Source organism: Marisediminicola antarctica, assembly GCF_009930795.1.
GTDB classification, from domain to species: Bacteria; Actinomycetota; Actinomycetes; order Actinomycetales; family Microbacteriaceae; genus Marisediminicola; species Marisediminicola antarctica.
The window spans coordinates 2,192,923-2,212,597 of sequence record NZ_CP017146.1; the positions used below are offsets into that span (position 1 = coordinate 2,192,923).

Annotated in this window: 20 protein-coding genes; 17 read left to right on the forward strand and 3 right to left on the reverse strand. The window is 68.5% G+C overall.

Annotated features, from left to right (window positions below):
* Positions 1 to 9 precede the first annotated feature (9 nt).
* Positions 10 to 366 carry a rhodanese-like domain-containing protein gene (locus BHD05_RS10325; RefSeq protein ID WP_236966502.1) on the forward strand — a complete coding sequence of 119 codons (357 nt, stop codon included), beginning with the start codon at positions 10 to 12 and terminating at the stop codon, positions 364 to 366.
* Between the two features lie 92 nt (positions 367 to 458).
* Positions 459 to 2,735, forward strand: coding sequence for a RelA/SpoT family protein (locus tag BHD05_RS10330; RefSeq protein WP_161886352.1), 2,277 nt, complete (start codon positions 459 to 461; stop codon positions 2,733 to 2,735).
* Here BHD05_RS10330 and BHD05_RS10335 read toward each other — a convergent pair.
* The 3 genes from BHD05_RS10335 to BHD05_RS10345 all read right to left on the reverse strand — a co-directional run bounded on the left by BHD05_RS10335 (position 2,722) and on the right by BHD05_RS10345 (position 5,490).
* Complete coding sequence (locus tag BHD05_RS10335; RefSeq protein ID WP_161886353.1) at positions 2,722 to 3,294, reverse strand: type IV toxin-antitoxin system AbiEi family antitoxin; 573 nt, start codon at positions 3,292 to 3,294, stop codon at positions 2,722 to 2,724. The two genes, BHD05_RS10330 and BHD05_RS10335, sit on opposite strands and share 14 nt — an antisense overlap.
* Positions 3,295 to 3,375: 81 nt before the next feature.
* Positions 3,376 to 4,605, reverse strand: a complete 1,230-nt coding sequence (locus BHD05_RS10340) for a DUF349 domain-containing protein (RefSeq protein ID WP_202614192.1) — start codon at positions 4,603 to 4,605, stop codon at positions 3,376 to 3,378.
* 93 nt (positions 4,606 to 4,698) lie between these two features.
* Positions 4,699 to 5,490 carry a peptidylprolyl isomerase gene (locus tag BHD05_RS10345; RefSeq protein WP_161886354.1) on the reverse strand — a complete coding sequence of 264 codons (792 nt, stop codon included), beginning with the start codon at positions 5,488 to 5,490 and terminating at the stop codon, positions 4,699 to 4,701.
* Between the two features lie 70 nt (positions 5,491 to 5,560).
* On the opposite strand from BHD05_RS10345, the gene BHD05_RS10350 reads away from it, so the two are divergent.
* The 15 genes from BHD05_RS10350 to BHD05_RS10420 all read left to right on the forward strand — a co-directional run bounded on the left by BHD05_RS10350 (position 5,561) and on the right by BHD05_RS10420 (position 19,674).
* A complete protein-coding gene (locus BHD05_RS10350; RefSeq protein WP_161886355.1) occupies positions 5,561 to 6,898 on the forward strand; it encodes a replication-associated recombination protein A in 1,338 nt (445 codons plus the stop codon).
* A 201-nt stretch (positions 6,899 to 7,099) separates the two neighbouring features.
* On the forward strand, positions 7,100 to 7,729 hold the full coding sequence (rpsD, locus tag BHD05_RS10355) for a 30S ribosomal protein S4 (protein WP_161886356.1): 630 nt from the start codon (positions 7,100 to 7,102) through the stop codon (positions 7,727 to 7,729).
* A gap of 149 nt (positions 7,730 to 7,878) precedes the next feature.
* Positions 7,879 to 8,073, forward strand: a complete 195-nt coding sequence (locus tag BHD05_RS10360) for a hypothetical protein (RefSeq protein ID WP_161886357.1) — start codon at positions 7,879 to 7,881, stop codon at positions 8,071 to 8,073.
* Between the two features lie 61 nt (positions 8,074 to 8,134).
* The gene (gene alaS / locus BHD05_RS10365) at positions 8,135 to 10,789 is read left to right on the forward strand and encodes an alanine--tRNA ligase (RefSeq protein ID WP_161886358.1); all 2,655 of its coding nucleotides are present in this window, start codon (positions 8,135 to 8,137) and stop codon (positions 10,787 to 10,789) included.
* Positions 10,790 to 10,791: 2 nt separating this feature from the next.
* Positions 10,792 to 11,244 carry a Holliday junction resolvase RuvX gene (gene ruvX / locus BHD05_RS10370; protein WP_161886359.1) on the forward strand — a complete coding sequence of 151 codons (453 nt, stop codon included), beginning with the start codon at positions 10,792 to 10,794 and terminating at the stop codon, positions 11,242 to 11,244.
* Positions 11,245 to 11,255: 11 nt separating this feature from the next.
* A complete protein-coding gene (gene mltG, locus BHD05_RS10375; RefSeq protein ID WP_161886360.1) occupies positions 11,256 to 12,461 on the forward strand; it encodes an endolytic transglycosylase MltG in 1,206 nt (401 codons plus the stop codon).
* Positions 12,454 to 13,308 carry a shikimate dehydrogenase gene (locus tag BHD05_RS10380; RefSeq protein WP_161886361.1) on the forward strand — a complete coding sequence of 285 codons (855 nt, stop codon included), beginning with the start codon at positions 12,454 to 12,456 and terminating at the stop codon, positions 13,306 to 13,308. The genes mltG and BHD05_RS10380 overlap by 8 nt, the downstream gene beginning before the upstream one ends.
* 36 nt (positions 13,309 to 13,344) lie before the next feature.
* Positions 13,345 to 14,559 carry a chorismate synthase gene (gene aroC, locus BHD05_RS10385; RefSeq protein WP_161886362.1) on the forward strand — a complete coding sequence of 405 codons (1,215 nt, stop codon included), beginning with the start codon at positions 13,345 to 13,347 and terminating at the stop codon, positions 14,557 to 14,559.
* Between the two features lie 41 nt (positions 14,560 to 14,600).
* Positions 14,601 to 15,107: a shikimate kinase gene (locus BHD05_RS10390; RefSeq protein ID WP_161886363.1), complete on the forward strand. Its 507-nt coding sequence runs from the start codon at positions 14,601 to 14,603 to the stop codon at positions 15,105 to 15,107.
* Entirely contained in the window at positions 15,104 to 16,180 is a 1,077-nt protein-coding gene (gene aroB / locus BHD05_RS10395) for a 3-dehydroquinate synthase (RefSeq protein ID WP_161886364.1), read from the forward strand. The genes BHD05_RS10390 and aroB overlap by 4 nt, the downstream gene beginning before the upstream one ends.
* Positions 16,181 to 16,215: 35 nt before the next feature.
* The gene (locus BHD05_RS10400; protein ID WP_161886365.1) at positions 16,216 to 16,650 is read left to right on the forward strand and encodes a type II 3-dehydroquinate dehydratase; all 435 of its coding nucleotides are present in this window, start codon (positions 16,216 to 16,218) and stop codon (positions 16,648 to 16,650) included.
* A gap of 99 nt (positions 16,651 to 16,749) precedes the next feature.
* On the forward strand, positions 16,750 to 17,313 hold the full coding sequence (gene efp, locus BHD05_RS10405; protein ID WP_161886366.1) for an elongation factor P: 564 nt from the start codon (positions 16,750 to 16,752) through the stop codon (positions 17,311 to 17,313).
* Positions 17,313 to 17,726: a transcription antitermination factor NusB gene (nusB, locus tag BHD05_RS10410; protein ID WP_161886367.1), complete on the forward strand. Its 414-nt coding sequence runs from the start codon at positions 17,313 to 17,315 to the stop codon at positions 17,724 to 17,726. Before efp ends, nusB begins: the two co-directional genes overlap by 1 nt.
* A 65-nt stretch (positions 17,727 to 17,791) precedes the next feature.
* On the forward strand, positions 17,792 to 18,640 hold the full coding sequence (locus tag BHD05_RS10415) for an ABC transporter ATP-binding protein (RefSeq protein WP_161886368.1): 849 nt from the start codon (positions 17,792 to 17,794) through the stop codon (positions 18,638 to 18,640).
* Positions 18,637 to 19,674 (forward strand): aliphatic sulfonate ABC transporter substrate-binding protein, encoded by a 1,038-nt coding sequence (locus tag BHD05_RS10420; RefSeq protein ID WP_161886369.1) that lies wholly within the window; start codon positions 18,637 to 18,639, stop codon positions 19,672 to 19,674. Before BHD05_RS10415 ends, BHD05_RS10420 begins: the two co-directional genes overlap by 4 nt.
* Position 19,675: the final 1 nt, after the last annotated feature.

A 19,675-nucleotide genomic window follows, 5' to 3' on the forward strand; every position in this document is an offset into this window, starting at 1 on the left:
AGTCGACCCATGACAATGGCGGGCAACAGCGGGCCGGACTCGGTGGCGGCGGACGATGCCATCGCCGACGTGAGCGCGCAGCGGGCCGTGCTGCTCGACGTGCGCGAGCAGCACGAGTGGGACCTCGGTCATTCACCGCTGGCCACCCTCATCCCCATGTCGCAACTGCAGGGAAGAATCGACGAGTTGCCGATCGGACGCCGCCTGCTCGTGGTCTGCCACTCCGGCCAGCGCTCCGCCCGTGTGCAGGCCGCGCTTGTCGAGATCGGGTATGACGCACTCAACGTGGCAGGCGGCATGATCGCCTGGCAGCTGGCCGGTGGCGAGATCGTCGCAGAGGGCCCAGGGCCCGCCCGCGTGGACTGAATGGTGCCGAGCGGATGGGCGGCTGACGCCCCGAGCGAACAGCACCACCAGCACGCCTCGCCGATGCTATTTTTGCGGGGAGAGGTAGGACCATGAGCGAGATCACGACGTCGAACCTCTCATCGCTGCGCACGCTCCTGCCCCGCCTGTTCTCGAAGGCGCAGCCGGTCGGGGCCGTTGACCGCCTCATCCGCACCGCGCGCACCAATCATCCGAAGGCCGACATCTCGGTCATCGAACGTGCCTACGTGACAGCCGAGAAGGCCCACCGGGGCCAGATGCGCAAGAGCGGCGAGGCGTACATCACGCACCCCGTCGCTGTCGCGCAGATCCTTGCCGACCTCGGCATCGGCCCGAAGACACTCGCCGCGGCGATTCTGCACGACACCGTCGAGGACACCGGCTACAGCCTCGACCTGCTGCGCCAGGAGTACGGCGACGAGATCGCGATGCTCGTCGACGGTGTCACGAAGCTCGACAAGCTCAAGTACGGCGACAGCGCCCAGGCCGAGACGGTGCGCAAGATGGTCGTGGCGATGTCGAAGGACATCCGCGTGCTCGTGATCAAGCTCGCCGACCGTCTCCACAACGCCCGCACCTGGGGCTTTGTGGAATCGGAGTCGGCCCGGCGCAAAGCGCAGGAGACCCTCGAGATCTACGCGCCGCTCGCGCACCGCCTGGGAATCCAGACGATCAAGTGGGAACTCGAGGATCTCTCGTTCGCGGTGCTCTACCCCAAGCTGTACGTCGAGATCGAGAGCCTGGTGCGGCAGCGCACCCCACAGCGTGAGGAATTCGTGCAGGAGGTCATCGACGCCGTCGGCGAGGACCTCAAGGTCAACCGGGTCAAGGGCAAGGTCGCCGGGCGACCCAAGCAGTACTACTCGATCTACCAGAAGATGGTCGTCCGCGGCCGGGAGTTCGACGAGATCTACGACCTCGTCGGCATCCGCGTCCTCGTCACGTCGCTGCGCGACTGCTACGCCGTGCTGGGCGCGATCCACGCTCGCTGGACACCGATTCCCGGCCGGTTCAAGGACTACATCGCCACACCGAAGTTCAACCTCTACCAGTCGTTGCACACGACTGTCATCGGACCGCACGGCCGCCCTGTCGAGATCCAGATCCGCACGGAGGAGATGCACCGCCGGGCCGAATTCGGCGTCGCGGCGCACTGGAAGTACAAGGACCGCATGAACGGCGGCAAAGCCGCCGCCGCCGGCATGGCCGGAGCGGGCGCGAGCCTCACCGACGAGGGCGATATGGCGTGGCTCGCCCACATCACCGATTGGCAGGCTGAAACGGTCGACCCGAGCGAGTTCCTCGACTCACTCCGTTTCGAGATCGGCGCGAAGGAGGTCTACGTTTTCACCCCGCAGGGGAAGGTCATCGGCCTTCCCGCCGGGGCGACACCCGTCGACTTCGCCTACGCCGTGCACACCGAAGTCGGCCACCGCACCATGGGGTCCAAGGTGAACGGGCGCCTCGTTCCGCTCGAGACGACCCTCACCAGCGGTGACGTCGTCGAAGTCTTCACGTCGAAGAACCCCGACTCGGGTCCCAGCCAGGACTGGCTGACGTTCGTCAAGAGCCCCCGCGCACGCAACAAGATCAAGCAATGGTTCACCAAGGAACGCCGCGACGAGGCCATCGAGCAGGGCAGGGACGCCATCGCGCGCGCGATGCGAAAGCAGAACCTCCCGCTCCAGCGCCTGATGAGTCAGGACTCGCTGAGCGAGGTCGCGGCTCAGCTCCGTTACGACGATGTGTCGTCGCTCTACGCCGCCGTCGGCGAGGGCCACGTGTCGACCCAGTCGGTGCTCGAGAAGGTGCTTGCCACGATCAACACCGACGCCGAGACGGAGGACGCCGAGCTGACCCTGCCGAGCCGCGGCAAGTCGAAGCAGCTGCGCAACAGCGACTCCGGCGTTCTCGTGCGCGGCGCGCCGGACATCCTCGTCAAGCTGGCCAAGTGCTGCACCCCGGTGCCCGGCGACCCGATCGTCGGGTTCGTCACCCGCGGCGCGGGAGTTTCCGTGCACCAAGCCGACTGCCACAACGTCTCGTCGCTGCAGAATGAGCCTGAGCGGATGATCGAGGTCGAGTGGGCTCCATCGTCGAAGAGCATCTTCCTCGTCCAGATCCAGGTCGAGGCGCTCGACCGCTCCGGGCTGCTGTCGGACGTGACACGGGTGCTGTCCGAGCACCACGTCAACATCCTCTCCGCGACCGTGACCACCTCGAGCGATCGCCTCGCTCTCAGCCGCTTCGTCTTCGAGATGGGCGACACCACCCACCTCGACCGCGTGCTCAACGCGGTGCGCCGCATTGATGCCGTGTACGACGTCTACCGGGTCAGCGCCGGCTGACACCCGACGCGGGCAGTAGTGCCGCCCGCAAGCGCTGTGCCGCGCGCACCTTGCCCGGCAGGTGCCGGCGCCGCTCGAGACCCGCGATTGCGGCGGGCAGGTCGAACCGCCCGATTCGCGCGAGCCCCGCGACGATCTCCTCCTCGGCCGCGCCGAACTCCGCGCAGAATCGGGTGAGGTCGATCGCGGTCCGCAGCGGGGTCGTGACGCGAAGCCCTCCGAGCACGGCCGTGTCGTCGGAGTCGAGCACCACCTCACGCACGGTGAACCGGGCCGCGCCGGCGAACCGGTAGCGCGCTGCCGCGTCGGCGCAGACCTGGTGCTGCGCGGGCGGATCGAGCAACGCGCCCAGCACCCACGCGGCCGTGCGCTGCTCCGCGATGAGCCGGGCGGGCAGGATCGCCGCGAGAGACGCCGCACGCAGACTCGCGTGAGGCGCGAGGTCGATCGGGCCGAAGCACTCGTCAATGGCGAACAGCTCGCCGTCGAGCCTGGCCGCGTGCAGCTCCGCCTCCGGCAGGTCGAAACGCGAGAGCACGAGGGGGAGCAGCCGAGTCATCCCTCAATCATGGAGGGGAGGCACAGCTGGCAGGCCGGGGCGCGAGCGGTTGTGCACTCCCGCCCCCGTGCTGGTGTGGTGTCAGCCGAGTGCGTCGAGCCAGACCTTCCGGGCGTCGAGCGCTTCCCGCGCGTCAGCGACCTTGCGCTTGTCACCGGACGCCTCCGCGTCGGCCAGCTCGCGTTCGAGCTTCGCGATCGCATCCTGAAGCTGGCTCGCGAGGCCCTCGGACCGGGCCTTCCGCTCGGGGTTGTTCTTCTCCCAGTGCTCCTCGTCGAGTTTGCGCACGGCGGTCTCGACCTTGCGCAGCCGATCCTCGACGACCTTGACCTTGTCGCGGGGGACCTTGCCAACAGCATCCCAGCGTCGCTGAACCTGGGCGAGGGTCTCTTTCGCCTTCACCCGGTCAGTCTCGGTGAGCAATGGCTCCGCCTCGGCGAGGAGGACGAGCTTCTGCTCGTAGTTCGCGGTGAACTCCTCGTCGTCGTGCGCGTCGACCTCGGCCTTCGCACCGTAGAGCACGTCACCGGCGGCCTTGAACTTGGCCCAGAGCGCGTCGTCGAACTTCTTGCCTGCGCGCCCGGCGAGCTTCCACTGGTCCAGGAGCGAGCGGTAACCGGGGATTCCGTCGGCCCCCTTCGGGATGAGCGCCTCGGCCTTCTCGACGAGCTCCTGCTTCTTGCCCCTCGCGTCGCGGTGCACCGAGTCGAGCTCGGCGAAGAACGCCTTGCGGTGCGTCTCGATCGTCGTGCGGGCGGCGCGGAATCGCTTCCACAGCTCGTTGCTCTCGTTCTTGGGCAGGCGCGGGCCGTCCTGCTGGTGCTTCTGCCACTTGGCGAAGATCTCGTCGAGGGCGGCGCTGACCTGCTTCCACTGCACCTTCGACGGGTCCTGGGCGGCGAGCTGCTCCGCCTCCTCCACGAGGGCGGCGCGCTCGGCGACAGCGGCTTCGATCTGTGCCTTCTGCTCGGCGGACTGCTTCTCGACGATCTCTCCCACGGCACCCCCGAGCGCCTCGAGGCGCCGCGTCAGCATCGCGAGGTCGCCAACCGCGTTCGCGGTCGTAATCGTGGTCGTGAGCGTGGAGATCGTCTTGGCTACGTCGGCGACGGCCGTGCCGCGCTTGATGCGCTGCTCGAGAAGGGTCACCTGGCCCGCGAGCTCGGTGTACTTGCGCTCGAAGTAGGCGAGTGCCTCTTCCGCCGTTCCGTCGGGATACTGACCGACGGCGCGTTCGCCGTCCGCATCGCGGACGAACACGGTGCCGGTCTCGTCGACGCGTCCCCACGGTGCCTGATCGTTGGTCGCCACAAGCTTCACCTTAATACTCCGGGTCGCTCCGGACGGAACGGCCGGGATCAAGCCTATTGCACGCACGCATGCCCGAATGCAGGGGTGCCCCGACTACTCGAGCGTGATCGAGGAGATGACGGCGGGAATGGCGGGCTGCCCGTCGGTCGGGGAGGCGCCACCCTCGGCGACCCCGCCGCTCGCGATCTCGGCGATGAACTCGTCGAGGCCGTCGGTGACGGCACCGAAGACCGTGTACCCGCCACCGCTCGGATCGAGGTAGGAGTCCTCGTAGGTGATGAAGAACTGGGTGGACTGGCTCTCGGGGGTATCGGCTCTGGCCATGGCGATGGTGCCGGCCGGGTAGATGCCGTCCGCCGGCACGTTCTCGAGCGGGCCAAATGTGAAGCCGGGGTCATCCGAGCCGGTGAGGTTCGGCTGCCCGCACTGGATGACCTTGAGCTGATCCGCGCTCGTGAGGCGCTGGCAGGCGTTCTCGTCGTAGTAGCCGTCCTGGGCGAGGGAGATGAACACCGAGGCGGCCTGCGGGGCGAGATCGCCGTCGATGCGGATGCCGAGGTCGACCTCGTTCATCTCGAGCAGCCCGGTCCAGGTGCGGTTCTCGGCGATGTCGGCGGAGGGCACATCGCCGAGGCTGCCGGTCTCGGTCTCCGGCACGTCGCTGGCGCTCGGGGTAGGCTCCGGCATTCCTGGCCCCGAGGTGAAGTAGACCACCTGGCTGATCGTGGCGATCGTGACGACGGCGAACACGCCGATGGCGGCGACCAGATTGTCGCGCGTGCGGCGGCGCAGCTTGGTCTCGTGCGCGGCCTGCCGGGCCTTGTAGTTGCGCAGGCGATCGCGGGCCTCGCGTTGTTCGCGCTCGGCGTTCTTGCTCGGTGCCACGTGATCCTCCGTCGGTGTTGCCGGGTTGCCACCAAGAACTTTAGTCGGCGGGCGTGGCTACGATTGCCCAATGGTTGATGCTCAGCTCGGTCTGCGCGGGGGAGCGACCCCGCTGGCGGTGCGGATGCGCCCGACCTCCCTCGACGAGGTCGCCGGTCAGAAGCACCTGCTGACGCCCGGATCGCCGCTCGTCAGCCTCGCCTCAGACACACTGGGCGAACGCGGCTCGGTATCGGTCATCCTTTGGGGCCCCCCGGGCACCGGCAAGACGACCCTCGCCCAGGCGATCGCCCACACCTCCGGCCGCAAGTTCGTCGAGCTCTCCGCCGTGAACGCCGGAGTGCGCGACGTGCGCCAGGTGATGGAGCAGGCGATGTCGGCCCGAGACCTCTACGGCGTCTCGACGATGCTGTTCCTCGACGAGATTCACCGGTTCTCGAAGGCCCAGCAGGACGCGCTGCTGCCCGGCGTCGAGAACGGCTGGGTGATCCTCGTCGCGGCGACCACCGAGAACCCGTCGTTCTCGGTCATCTCCCCGCTGTTGTCCCGCTCCCTCCTTCTCACCCTCGAACCGCTCTCCGACGACGACCTCGGCACGCTCGTCGACCGCGCCGTGACCGACCAGCGCGGACTCGGCGGGCGGGTGAGCCTCGACGATGGGGCGCGGGCGACGATCATCCGCCTCGCCTCGGGCGACGCCCGCCGCGCCCTGACCGCGCTCGAGGCGGCGGCGCAGACCGCGGTGTCGACGCTCTCCTCCACCGACGAGGTGCCCGTCGTCACGGCGGAGATCGTCGCGAGCGCCGTGGACCGCGCTCTCCTGCGCTACGACCGCAACGGCGACGAGCACTACGACGTGATCAGCGCGTTCATCAAGTCGGTGCGCGGGTCGGACGTGGATGCCGCGATCCACTACCTCGCCCGGATGATCGAGGCGGGGGAGGACCCCCGATTCATCGCCAGGCGGATCATCGTGAGCGCGGCGGAGGACATCGGCATGGCCGACCCGCAGGCGCTCGTGATCGCCGTCGCCGCCGCCGACGCGGTGCAGTTGATCGGGATGCCGGAGGGGCGAATCCCCCTCGCCGAGGCGGTGACCTATCTCGCGACGGCCCCCAAGTCGAACCGCTCCTACCTCGCGATCGACCGGGCCATAGAAGACGTGCGGGCCGGCAGATTCGGCCGCGTGCCGAAGCCGTTGCGCGACGCCCACTATCCCGGCGCCACGCGGCTCGGGCATGGCAAGGGATACCGTTATCCACACGACTCCCCGCTCGGCGTCGTGGCCCAGGACTACCTGCCGAGCGAGCTGCGTGGCACCGTGTACTACCAGCCCACCGAGCACGGACACGAGCGCGACGTCGCCGCGCGCCTCGAGAAGCTGCGGCGCATCATCCGGGGCGATTAGATCCGTGCTAATCTTGTGCCCGCCTACAGGGCTCGATTGCGCACGGCTGCTGCTCTCGAATTCCTGAAGGGAACCGTCCAGTAGCCGGACCGCTCCCGCGGCACATCCCTCTTCTAATGTTCGGATCGTTCGATGGTGTTCGCCATCGTCCCCGTCCGAAGCCCTGTTGAAGACCGATGATCTCTGTACCGAAAGGAACCCGTGTCTACTAAGTCACGTACTCGTAGCAAGACCCGCCTGTCGCGCGCGCTGGGCATCGCCCTCACGCCGAAGGCCGCCAAGTACCTCGAGAAGCGTCCGTACGCTCCCGGCGAGCACGGCCGCACCAAGCGCAAGACCGACTCCGACTACGCCGTGCGCCTTCGCGAGAAGCAGCGCCTGCGTGCCCAGTACGGTATCCGCGAAGCCCAGCTGAAGATCATCTTCGAAGAGGCCCGTCGCGCCCCCGGACTGACCGGTGAGAACCTTGTCGAGCTGCTCGAGATGCGTCTCGACGCTCTCGTGGTCCGCGCCGGCATCGCGCGCACCACGGCCCAGGCTCGCCAGCTCATCGTGCACCGCCACATCCTCGTCGATGGAGCGCGCGTCGACCGCCCGTCGTTCCGCGTCAAGGAGGGCCAGCTCATTCACGTCCACGCGAAGAGCGAGGGCCTCGAGCCGTTCCAGGTTGCCGCGGCCGGCGGTCACGTCGACCTGCTGCCCAAGCTTCCTCCCTACCTCGAGGTCGAGATCGACAAGCTCCAGGCGCGCCTCCTGCGCCGCCCGAAGCGCGTCGAGGTCCCCGTGACCTGTGAAGTTCAGCTCGTCGTGGAGTACTACGCCGCCCGCTGATTCACCGCACGTCGATTCACCGCACGTCGATTCACCGCACGTCGCCTCGGAGCGGGCCCCCTCGGGGGTCCGCTCCGCAGTCGTTAAGGGCGTCGATAACCCGAACTAAGCTGGTAGACGGGCATCATCCGCTTTCCGGAGGAGAAATCATGAAGAACGTACTATGGCTCGTCGTCGGCATCGGCGCCGGCTTCCTCGCCGCGCACCAGGTGAACCGCACCGAGGGCGGGCGTGCCTTCTTCCAGGAGCTCGACGCGCGCATCCAGGAATTCAACGCCGCCGTCGCCTCCGGCTACCGTTCGCGCGACTCCGAACTCCGCGGCGCACCCGACAACGACCGCTGACCTCCAGCCCTCCACCCCGCGGCGGGATGCGCTCCCGCCTCACCAGCCCTGTTTGGACATCATGCAGACCGCCGAAATCCGCCGCCGCTGGCTCGACTTCTTCGCCGAGCGAGGCCACACCGTCGTGCCGTCCGCATCCCTCGTGAGCGACGACCCGACCCTCATGTTCACCGTCGCCGGGATGGTGCCGTTCGTTCCGTATCTCACCGGGCTGGTCCCGTCGCCGTTCCCGCGCGCGACGAGCGTGCAGAAATGCATCCGCACGCTCGACATCGAAGAGGTCGGCAAGACCACCAGACACGGCACCTTCTTCCAGATGAACGGCAACTTCTCCTTCGGCGACTACTTCAAAGAAACGGCGATCCAGTACGCTTGGGAGCTGCTCACGACCCCGGAGGCCGACGGCGGCCTCGGCTTCGAGAAGAAGGACCTCTGGGTCACGGTCTACGAAAACGACGACGAGGCCGTCACGCTGTGGAAGAAGATCGCCGACCTTCCCGACGAACGCATCCAGCGGCTCGGAATGGACAGCAACTACTGGTCCACCGGGCAATCGGGACCGGCCGGGCCCTGCTCCGAGATCTTCTTCGACCGTGGGCCCGCCTACGGCAAGGAGGGCGGCCCCGCCGCCGACGACGACCGCTACATCGAGATCTGGAACCTCGTCTTCATGCAGTACCTCCGCGGGGAGGGCTCCGGCAAGGACTTCCAGATCCTCGGCGAGCTTCCGCAGAAGAACATCGACACCGGGATGGGTCTCGAGCGCGTCGCCTTCATCAAACAGGGCGTCGAGAACCTCTACGAGATCGACCAGGTGCGGCCGGTTCTCGACAAAGCGGCCGAGCTGTCCGGGCGCCGCTACGGCGCCGTGCACGAGGACGACGTGCGGATGCGGGTCGTCGCCGACCACGTGCGGAGCGCGCTCATGCTCATGAGCGACGGTGTCACGCCGTCGAACGAGGGGCGCGGCTACATCCTGCGCCGACTGCTGCGCCGCACGGTTCGCGCCATGCGCCTGCTCGGTGTCGAGTCCGCGACATTCCCCGCGCTCTTCCCTGAGTCGAGAGACGCCATGAAGTCGGCCTATCCCGAGGTCGAGGCCGACTACGACCGCATCGCCCGCCTCGCGTACGCCGAGGAGGAGACGTTCCTGCGCACGCTCGCGAGCGGCACGAACATCCTCGACGTCGCGGTGACGACGACCAAGAAGTCCGGTGCCCAGCAGCTTGCCGGGGACACCGCGTTCCTGCTGCACGACACCTTCGGGTTCCCGATCGACCTGACCCTCGAGATGGCCGAGGAGGCCGGACTCAGCGTCGACCGCGCCGCGTTCGACACGCTCATGCTTGAGCAGCGCACCATGGCGAAGGCCGACGCGAAGGCGAAGAAGACCCTGCTCGCCGACCTGTCGGTGTACAGCGCGTTCCGGGCCGTGGGGGAGACCGTCTTCACCGGCTACGAATTCCTCGAAACCGACTCCCGCGTGCTTGGCCTCATCGTCGATGGCGTCGCGGTCAACAGGGCCGCCGCCGGCGATATCGCCGAGGTCATCCTCGCCGAGACCTCGCTCTACCCGGAGTCCGGCGGCCAGGAGGCCGACGCCGGCAGCATCGTCGGAAACGGCTTCGACCTCGAGGTGCTCGACGTGCAGAGGCCCGTCAAGGGGCTCGTGAGCCACAAGGTGCAGGTGCGCTCGGGAGAGGTCGGGGTCGGCGACGCCGCCACGAGCGTCGTTGACGCGGAATGGCGCCGCGGCGCCACCCAGGCCCACTCGGCGACACACCTCATCCACGCGGCCCTGCGGGAAACCCTCGGCGCCGATGCCCACCAGGCCGGCTCCTACAACCGCGCGGGCTACATGCGGCTGGACTTCAACTGGAACCAGGCGCTCTCCCCGGCGACCCGGAGCGAGATCGAGGAGATCGCGAACGCTGCGATCCGCAACAACCTCGACGTCGAGACGCGCGTGATGCCCCTCGACGAAGCCCGGGCGCTCGGTGCGATGGCGCTGTTCGGCGAGAAGTACGGCGAGACCGTGCGCGTCGTCGACATCGGCGGCCCCTGGTCCCGGGAGCTCTGCGCCGGAACCCACGTCGCTCGCAGCTCCGAGATCGGGCTCATCAACCTCGTGAGCGAGACCTCGGTCGGCTCGAGCAACCGACGGATCGAGTCGCTCGTCGGCATCGACGCCTTCCGAGACCTCGCGACCGAGCGCGCCATCGTCGGGCAGCTCACCTCGACACTCAAGACGCCGCGGGAGCACCTGCCCGACCGCATCGGCGAGCTGATCCAGAGCCTCAAGGCAGCTGAGAAGAAGATCGCCCAGTTCGAGGCGGCCGCCCTGTCGCAGCGGGTGCCCGCGATCATCGACGCATCCACCCGCGTCGGCGAACTCACGGTCGTGAACGAGAACGTCGGCACGGTCGCCACGTCGGATGACCTACGCTCCCTCGTGCAGTCGGTGCGCGCGCGCCTCGGCAGCGACGCGGCAGTCGTCTCCCTCGCGGCGGATGTCGGGGGCAAGCCAGCCGTGATCGTCGCGACGAACGACGCCGCCCGCGCGCGCGGTGCGAAGGCGGGCGCGCTGGCCAAGATCGCCGCTGCAGTGCTCGGCGGCGGCGGCGGCGGCAAGGACGACCTCGCTCAGGGCGGCGGCTCCGACGTGGGCGCGATCCCCGCGGCGCTCGAGGCCATTTCGAACGCCCTGCCGAGGTAGCTGTGCGTGCGGGAGTCCGGATCGGCGTCGACGTCGGCAAGGCGAGGATCGGGGTCGCGAGGAGCGACTTCCACGGCATGCTCGCGATGCCGGTCGAGACGGTGCCCCGCGGGGCCGGCGACGTGCGCACGATCGTCGCGCACGCGCGGGAGCACTCGGCGACCGAGATCGTCGTCGGCCTGCCGATCGCCCTCAGCGGCGGAGAGACCGCGTCGACGCAGGATGCCCGTGACTTCGCAGCGCTGATCGCCGCGTCGAGCCCCGACGCCCCGGTGCGCCTCGTCGACGAGCGCCTCTCCACAGTCTCCGCCCAGCAGGCCCTGCGAGCCGCCGGCCGCACGACGAAGAACTCGCGAAATGTGATCGACCAAGTCGCGGCCGTTATAATTCTGCAACATGCCCTCGACTTCGAGCGGGCCAGCGGAACCCCGCCGGGCACCCTCGTGGTTCCCTGACGCAAGGACCTATGACCGTGTCGAATGATCCGAGCTGGGACGACCTGTTAGCGTCGCAGCCCGCCACGACAGACACCCGCACCGCGACCGACGGGCTCGACGCGAGCGCGTCGGCCGACCGGGCGAAGCGCACGCGCCGCCGCCGTCGTCGCGCTGTGCTCGTCAGCGCCCTCGTCCTGGTCGCCGCGCTCGGCATCGGTACCGCCGGCATCTTCTTCACCTTCGAGGACCGCATCCGCAGCGTCCTCGGTTGGGAGGGGCCGATCGACTACGAGGGCGAGGGGACCGGCGAGGTCGTCGTCACCATCACCAGTGGCCAGGTCGGGGGCGACATCGCGACCCTTCTCGCCGAGCAGGACGTCGTCATGACTTACAAGGCCTTCTATTCGCTCCTGCTTCAGAATCCCGAGGTCACCTTCCAGCCCGGCAATTACGCGCTCCGCACTCAGATGAGCGCGAGGGCGGCCCTCGACGCACTCCAGAACCCCGCGAACCGGGTGGAGCTGTCAATCGGGTTCAACGAGGGGCTGAGCATCGACCAGGTTCTCGAATCGTTGAGCGATTCCTCCGGCATCCCGCTCACCGAGTTGGAGGCCGCGGCCGCCGACCCGACCGTGTACGGCGTCGGCGCGGAGGCCCCCAGCCTCGAGGGGTACCTGTTCCCGGCCCGCTACACGCTCGACCCGAGCGTCGACGCCGCCTCCATCCTGCAGACGCTCGTCGACCGCACCTTCGAGTCGCTCGACGCGGCGGGCGTCGCCCCCGAGGACCGGCACCGGATACTCACCATCGCCGCACTCATCCAGCGGGAGGCGGGGTCGAACCCGGACGACTTCTACAAGGTGTCGCGGGTGATCCAGAACCGCCTCGAGACCGGCATGCCCCTCCAGATGGACTCCACCGCGCACTACGGCTACGCCTGGCGCTACGGCGAGCGGCTCGACCAGTCCGTGTTCAGCACCCAGGCCGAGCTCGACGACGACAACGCCTACAACACCTATCAGATCCAGGGACTGCCGCTCGGGCCGATCGGCGCCGCCGGCGACCTCGCGATCGACGCCGCGGTGAACCCGGCCGACGGCAACTGGCTGTTCTTCGTGACGGTGAACCTCGACACCGGCGAGACGGCGTTCACCGCCACGGGCGAGGAACACAACGCAGCGGTGCGCCGCCTGCAGGCCTGGTGCGAGGAGACGAAGAGCCCGAACTGTGCCTGACGCGAGGCAGACACGCCTCGCCGTGCTGGGCAGCCCGATCGCGCACTCGAAATCCCCGCTGCTGCACCGCGCGGCCTATCGCGAACTCGGTCTCGGCTGGAGCTACGAGGCGATCGAGGTGACGGGAGAGACGCTGCCCGGTTTCATGCGCGACGTCGGCGCCGAGTGGCGCGGGCTGTCGCTCACGATGCCGCTCAAGCGGGACGTGCTTCCCCTCCTGACCCGGCGGGACGACCTGGTCGAGCTCACCGGCGGGGCGAACACCGTGCTCATCACGCAGAGCGGTCTCGCGGGCTTCAACACCGACGTGTACGGCGTGGTCGAGGCCCTTCGCGGCAGCGGTGTGGTGCGGGTCAGCGCCGTTCACCTCATCGGGGCGGGCGCGACCGCGGCCTCCGTGCTTGCCGCCGTCGCCTCCCTCGGCGCCATGGAGGTGCTCATCACGACGCGGTCGCCGGAGAAGGCGACCCCACTGCTCGCGCTCGCGACGACCCTCGGCATGTCGGCGACCACGAGCGGCCTGTCCGGGAAGCGGGGCGATTTCGTCGCGGACCTCGTCGTGAGCACCCTGCCGGGCGGGACAGATGTCGACCTGCCACTGCCCGCCGAGGTCCTCTCGGGCCGGGTGCTCCTCGACGTCGCCTACGACCCGTGGCCGACACCCCTCGCGGCGCGGTTCCTCGACGCAGGAGGCCGCGTGATCTCGGGGCTCGAAATGCTCGTGAACCAGGCGCTCGCGCAGGTGCGGATCTTCGTCACCGGAACCGCGGACGCCCCGCTCGACGGCGAGGCCCGCGTACTCGAGGCGATGCGCGCGAGTATCGGCCTTGGCCCCCCGGCCCACTGACCGTTCGGCCTTCGCTCCTGTGGGAGGATTCTTAACATGCTTCGATGGTTGACCGCAGGCGAATCACACGGCCCGGAACTGGTGGCGATCCTCGAGGGTCTCCCGGCCGGAGTCCCCATCTCGATCGACGGGATCCGTGCCGATCTCGCGCGACGCAAACTCGGCTACGGGCGCGGCGCCCGCATGAAGTTCGAGGAGGACCAGCTCGACATCTCGGGCGGCATCCGCTTCGGGCTGAGCATGGGCAGCCCGATCGCCCTGCGCATCGGCAACACCGAGTGGCCGCGCTGGGTCGACGTGATGAGCGCGTCGCCCGTCGACCTCGACACCCTTCCGAAGGGACGCGGAGCGGCCCTCACCCGCCCCCGTCCCGGCCACGCCGACCTCGTCGGCATGCAGAAGTACGACTTCGCCGAGGCCCGCAACGTACTCGAGCGGGCCAGTGCGCGGGAGACCGCCGCGCGGGTCGCCCTCGGCGCCGTCGCCCGAGCGTTCCTCGACGGACTCGGCATCCAGCTCCTGAGCCACACCATCGCCATCGGGCCAGTGCGCGTGCCGGAGAACAGCCTGCTGCCGGGGCCCGGCGACGTCGCGATGCTCGACGCCGACCCGCTGCGCTGCTTCGACCCGGAGACCTCCGCGCGGATGGTCGCCGAGGTCGACAAGGCCCACGAGGACGGTGACACTCTCGGCGGCGTCGTCGAGGTTCTCGCCTACGGCCTCCCGCCCGGGCTGGGGTCTTACACGCACTGGGACCGGCGCCTCGACTCGCGGCTCGCGGGCGCGCTCATGGGCATCCAGGCCATCAAGGGGGTCGAGGTCGGCGACGGCTTCCTCACGACCACGAGGCGCGGGTCGGTCGCGCACGACGAACTCGTGCAGACCGATACGGGGATCACCCGCCTCAGCGATCGTGCCGGCGGCACCGAGGGCGGAATGAGCACGGGCACGGTGCTGCGGGTGAGCGCCGGAATGAAGCCCATCGCCACGGTTCCGCACGCGCTCCGCACCGTTGATGTCGCCACCGGCGGAGCAGCCGAGGCGCACCACCAGCGCTCCGACGTCTGCGCCGTCCCGGCATCCGGCGTCGTCGCGGAGGCCATGGTCGCACTCGTGCTCGCGGACTCCGTCATCGAGAAGTTCGGAGGGGACTCGCTCGGCGAGCCCCGCCGCAACCTCGACTCGTACCTCGCGGCCATCCCGACGACACTCGCGACGTCGGGCGCGAGCGACCCGACGGCCAGCGCTTAGTGGGCACCGCCCCGGTGGAGAGCGGGCGCCCCCATGTCGTCATGATCGGTGCGCCCGGCGCCGGCAAGTCGCGCGCCGGCAAGCGCGTCGCGCGCCTGCTCAAGGTGCCATTCGTCGACACCGACCGGCGCATCGTGCTCCGCCACGGCCCGATCGCCCAGGTCTTCGCCACCCGCGGGGAGGAGTACTTCCGCATGATCGAGCGCATCGAGGTCGCTCGTGCGCTGAAGGAGCGCGCGGTCGTCGCCCTCGGCGGAGGCGCGGTGCTCGACCCCGAGACCCAAATCGAGCTCGGCAGCCTGCCGATCGCTCTCCTGACGGTGAGCGCCGAGGCCGTCGCCGATCGCATCGGTGACAAGCGCCCTCTGCTGCGCGACGGGGGAGTCGAGGCGTGGGAGAAGCTCGTGGCTGCGCGCCGCTCCACCTACGAACGACTCGCGACCCGCAGCTGGGACAGCTCCACCCGGCCGATCGATGCCATCGCGCAGGAGATCGCCGACTGGGTGACCTCCGGCGCGGGGCCAGAACCAGAACAGGAACTGCCATGAGCACCAGCACCACGATCGCCGTCACCGGCACCAACCCCTACGACGTGGTGATCGGCCGCGACATTCTCGGCACCGTCGCCGGCCAGCTCGGCCCCGACGTGAACAAGGTGCTCATCGTGCACCCCGCAACGCTCGCGGCCCGCGCCGCCGAGCTGCGGGAGAGCCTGCTCGGGCAGTACGAGGTGCTCCTGGCCGAGATTCCGGATGCCGAGACGGGCAAGCGCGTCGAGGTCGCCGCGTTCTGCTGGGGCGTGCTCGGCAAGGCCGACTTCACCCGCACCGACGCCGTGATCGGCTTCGGCGGCGGCTCGGTCACCGACCTCGCCGGGTTCGTCGCCGCGACCTGGCTGCGCGGGGTAAAGCTCGTGCAGGTTCCGACGACCCTGCTCGGTATGGTCGACGCGGCGATCGGCGGCAAGACGGGCATCAACACGGCCGAGGGCAAGAACCTCGTCGGGGCGTTCTACGCTCCCGCCGCGGTGGTCATCGACCTCGATGTGCTGCAGGGCCTGAACCAGATGGAGATCCTCGCCGGGTTCGGCGAGGTCGTGAAGTGCGGATTCATCGCCGAGCCGGAGATCCTCGACATCATCGAGGCCGACGTCGACACCGCAACCGACTCGACGAGCCCGCAGTTCCGCCGCCTTGTCGAGCTCTCTGTCGGCCTCAAGGCGCGGGTCGTGAGCGAGGACTTCAAGGAGGCCGGACTGCGCGAGATCCTCAACTACGGGCACACGCTCGGGCACGCCGTCGAGTACGCCGAGCGTTTCCAGTGGAGGCACGGCGCGGCCGTCGCGGTCGGCATGGTCTACGCCGCCGAGCTCGCCAGGCTTACCGGCCGGCTCGGCGACAGCGTCGTCGACCGGCACCGCAGCATCCTTAGCTCACTGCAGCTGCCGATCGACTACCCGGCGGGCCGCTGGAACACGCTGCTCGCTGCGATGAAGCGCGACAAGAAGGCCCGCGGCGCGATGCTGCGTTTCATCGTGCTCGACGACATCGCCAAGCCGACGGTGCTCACCGGGCCCGACGAGAGCCTGCTCTTCGCCGCGTACCAGGAGATCGGCGTCTAGCAGGCCTGGCGGCCGCGCGCCGATAGGCTGGGCGGATGCCTCGCGTGCTCGTCCTCAACGGACCCAACCTCAACCGCCTCGGCAGTCGCGAGCCCGACATCTACGGAAACGGCACCCTCGACGACCTGCGGGCGGCGCTCGTGACCGAGAGCCGCTTCGAAATCGACCTGCGGCAGACCAACGACGAGTCGGAACTCATCGGCTGGCTGCACGAGGCCGTCGATACCCGCACGCCCGTCATCCTCAACCCGGCCGCGTTCACCCACTACTCCTACGGGCTGCGGGACGCCGCCGCACTCCTCACCTCGACCGGATTGCTGCTTATCGAGGTACACATCTCGAACCCGCACGCGCGTGAGGAGTTCCGCCACACGAGCGTGATCTCGGGCGTGGCGACGGGCGTGATCGCCGGCTTCGGATTCGATTCGTACCACCTCGCACTCGACCTCATTCGCCGCCGGCTCGGATAGACCGGTAAACTCTTATTCTTTGGGTGCCGACGCACGCGCTTCGCACCACAATCTCCGCACCACAATCTCCGCACCACAATCGAATGGAACCGCACACCCATGGCTTCAACCGCTGACATCAGGAACGGCGTCGTTCTCAACATGGACGGCCAGCTCTGGACCGTGATCGAGTTCCAGCACGTCAAGCCCGGCAAGGGCGGCGCGTTCGTCCGCACCAAGGTCAAGAACGTCATGACGGGCAAGACCGTCGACCGCACCTTCAACGCCGGCGCGAAGATCGAGACCGAGACGGTCGATCGGCGCGAATTCCAGTATCTCTACCGTGACGGCGACGGTTTCGTCTTCATGGACGTGTCCGACTACGACCAGATCACGCTGCCGACGACGGTCGTCGGCGACGCCGCGAACTACCTTCTCGAGAATCAGAACGCCACTGTCGCGTTGCACAACGGCAACCCGCTCTACGTCGAGCTGCCGGCATCCGTCGTGCTCGAGATCACCTACACAGAGCCGGGCCTGCAGGGCGACCGCTCGACCGGCGGCACCAAGCCGGCGACCGTCGAGACCGGGTTCCAGATTCAGGTTCCGCTGTTCCTCGAGCAGGGCACCAAGGTCAAGGTCGACACGAGGGACGGCTCCTACCTCGGTCGCGTGAACGACTAATGAGCGCACGCACGAAGGCGCGCAAGCGCGCCGTCGACATGCTCTATGGCGCCGACCTGCGCGGCACGAGCATCAACGAGGCCATCTCCGAGGCGGCCACTCGCGCCCTCACCGAGTCCGGCCGCGAGGAATCGTGGAACTACGCGCGCGAGATCGTGGTAGGGATCGCGGAGCACGGCGACGAGATCGACGAGCTCATCGAGACCTACGCGCTCGGCTGGACGATCGAGCGGATGCCCGTCGTCGACCGCGCGATCATCCGCATCGGCATCTGGGAGCTGCTTTTCAACGAGCAGGTTCCCGACACCGTCGCGATCGCCGAGGCCGTGTCGATGGCGAACGAGTTGAGCACGGACGATTCCGGCAAGTTCGTGAACGGCCTGCTCGCGCGCATCGCCCAGACCCGGGTCTAATCGCAACATTTCGTCGCGTTACGCGGCCGCCAACAGGCGGTGGAGCGGCGGTTTAGCGTGGTGTCATGTCCATCACCTCCACTGTTCGCGAGAGAGCGGCGCCGCTCGCGGTGTCGGTGCGGGGCGTCGGCCGGAGCTTCGCCGGCGCCACACGGCACGAGCCTGAGCGGGTAGTGCTGCGCGGCATTGACCTCGAGGTTGCCGCTGGCGAGATCGTGGCCCTCATCGGACCATCCGGATGCGGCAAGTCGACGCTTCTGCGCGAGGTCAGCGGTCTCGACGCGCCAACCGTCGGCACCGTGAGCATCGGCGCACGCCCGGTCACGGGAATCGACCTGCGCTGCGCGGTCGCCTTTCAGGAGCCCCGGCTGCTTCCGTGGCGCACGATCGAGAAGAACGTGTCGCTCGGCCTTCCGCGGGGGACCGACAGTGTCGCTGGTGCCCGCCGCGTCGCCGAGCTGCTCAAGCTCGTCGGCCTGTCTGAATCCACGGCACTTCGTCCCCGACAGGTGTCCGGCGGAATGGCGCAGCGCGTCTCGCTCGCCCGCGCCCTCTCCCGCGGTCCGGGGGTGCTCGTGCTCGACGAGCCGTTCGGCGCCCTCGACGCCCTGACCCGGTTGCGTATGCAGGACCTGCTCCTCGATGTGCACTCCGCCGAGCCCGCGACCATCCTGCTCGTCACTCACGATGTGGACGAGGCCCTCTATCTCGCCGACCGCGTCGTGCTGCTCGGTCAGGACCCCGACGGGCCGAGCGGATCGAGCATCCGCCGCATCATCCGCGTGCCGGGCAGCCGCCCACGCGATCGCGGCGACGCCGACCTCGCGCACCTGCGCGCCGAGCTTCTCGACGGCCTCGGCGTCAACAGCCATCACCAGACCACCACCGCATCCACAGCAAGGGATTTCCGATGACTCTCCGTTCACGATTTACCCGCGCGGCCGCCGTCGCGGCCACTGCGGCACTGCTCCTCAGCGGCTGCGTTGCCGGGGAGGGCTCCGCCGTCGCCGAGCCCGCCGCTGAGACCGAGGCTGGCTGGTCGAGCGACACCCTCAACATCGACTACGCCACCTATAACCCGTTGAGCCTGATCATCAAGGACCAGGGCTGGCTCGAAACCGAGCTCGGCGCCGACGTCTCCGTCAACTGGGTGCAGTCGGCCGGATCGAACAAGGCCAACGAGGCCCTGCGTGCGGGCGCCGTCGACGTCGGGTCCACGGCTGGTTCCGCGGCGCTGCTCGCGAAGTCGAACGGCGCTCCGATCCAGACGATCGATATCTACTCCCAGCCAAACTGGGCGGCGATTCTCGTTCCGTCGGGCAGCGCGATCACGGACGTGGGCGAGCTCGCGGGCAAGTCGATCGCCGCGACCAAGGGCACCGACCCTTACTTCTTCCTTCTGCAGGCGCTCGAAGAAGCCGGGCTGTCCCTCGCCGACGTCGACGTGCAGAACCTCCAACACGCCGATGGAAAGGCCGCGCTCGAGAGCGGCACCGTCGACGCGTGGGCAGGACTCGACCCGCTGCTGTCGACGAGCGTCGCGGTCGCGGGCTCGAGAATCATTTACGACAACATCGACTTCAACAGCTACGGGTTCCTCAACGCGACGGATGACTTCATCCAGAACCACCCGGACCTCGCCCAGCTCGTCGTGAACGCCTACGAGAAGGCCCGCGGCTGGGCCATCGACAACCCCGACAAGACCGCCGAGATCCTCGCCGAGGTCGCCGGGATCGACGTGGCCATCGCCACCACCCAGCTGACCGACCGCACCAACTTCGACCTCAATCCCGCCCCGGGAGACGCTCAGCGCGACGTGCTCGCGATTATCGGCCCGATCTTCGTCGACTCCGGCGATGTTCCGAGCCAGGAGCTCATCGACGACGCCCTCGACAACCTGTTCGAGCCGAGCTTCGCCGAGAAGTCCGACCCGACCGCCCTCGGCTGAG

Coding starts and splice junctions, on each gene's coding strand:
- BHD05_RS10325 (WP_236966502.1), top strand. CDS start 10: ATGACAATGGCGGGCAACAGCGGGCCGGACTCGGTGGCGGCGGACGAT.
- BHD05_RS10330 (WP_161886352.1), top strand. CDS start 459: ATGAGCGAGATCACGACGTCGAACCTCTCATCGCTGCGCACGCTCCTG.
- BHD05_RS10335 (WP_161886353.1), bottom strand. CDS start 3,294: ATGACTCGGCTGCTCCCCCTCGTGCTCTCGCGTTTCGACCTGCCGGAG.
- BHD05_RS10350 (WP_161886355.1), top strand. CDS start 5,561: ATGGTTGATGCTCAGCTCGGTCTGCGCGGGGGAGCGACCCCGCTGGCG.
- BHD05_RS10360 (WP_161886357.1), top strand. CDS start 7,879: ATGAAGAACGTACTATGGCTCGTCGTCGGCATCGGCGCCGGCTTCCTC.
- alaS (WP_161886358.1), top strand. CDS start 8,135: ATGCAGACCGCCGAAATCCGCCGCCGCTGGCTCGACTTCTTCGCCGAG.
- mltG (WP_161886360.1), top strand. CDS start 11,256: ATGACCGTGTCGAATGATCCGAGCTGGGACGACCTGTTAGCGTCGCAG.
- aroC (WP_161886362.1), top strand. CDS start 13,345: ATGCTTCGATGGTTGACCGCAGGCGAATCACACGGCCCGGAACTGGTG.
- BHD05_RS10390 (WP_161886363.1), top strand. CDS start 14,601: ATGATCGGTGCGCCCGGCGCCGGCAAGTCGCGCGCCGGCAAGCGCGTC.
- aroB (WP_161886364.1), top strand. CDS start 15,104: ATGAGCACCAGCACCACGATCGCCGTCACCGGCACCAACCCCTACGAC.
- BHD05_RS10400 (WP_161886365.1), top strand. CDS start 16,216: ATGCCTCGCGTGCTCGTCCTCAACGGACCCAACCTCAACCGCCTCGGC.
- efp (WP_161886366.1), top strand. CDS start 16,750: ATGGCTTCAACCGCTGACATCAGGAACGGCGTCGTTCTCAACATGGAC.
- nusB (WP_161886367.1), top strand. CDS start 17,313: ATGAGCGCACGCACGAAGGCGCGCAAGCGCGCCGTCGACATGCTCTAT.
- BHD05_RS10415 (WP_161886368.1), top strand. CDS start 17,792: ATGTCCATCACCTCCACTGTTCGCGAGAGAGCGGCGCCGCTCGCGGTG.
- BHD05_RS10420 (WP_161886369.1), top strand. CDS start 18,637: ATGACTCTCCGTTCACGATTTACCCGCGCGGCCGCCGTCGCGGCCACT.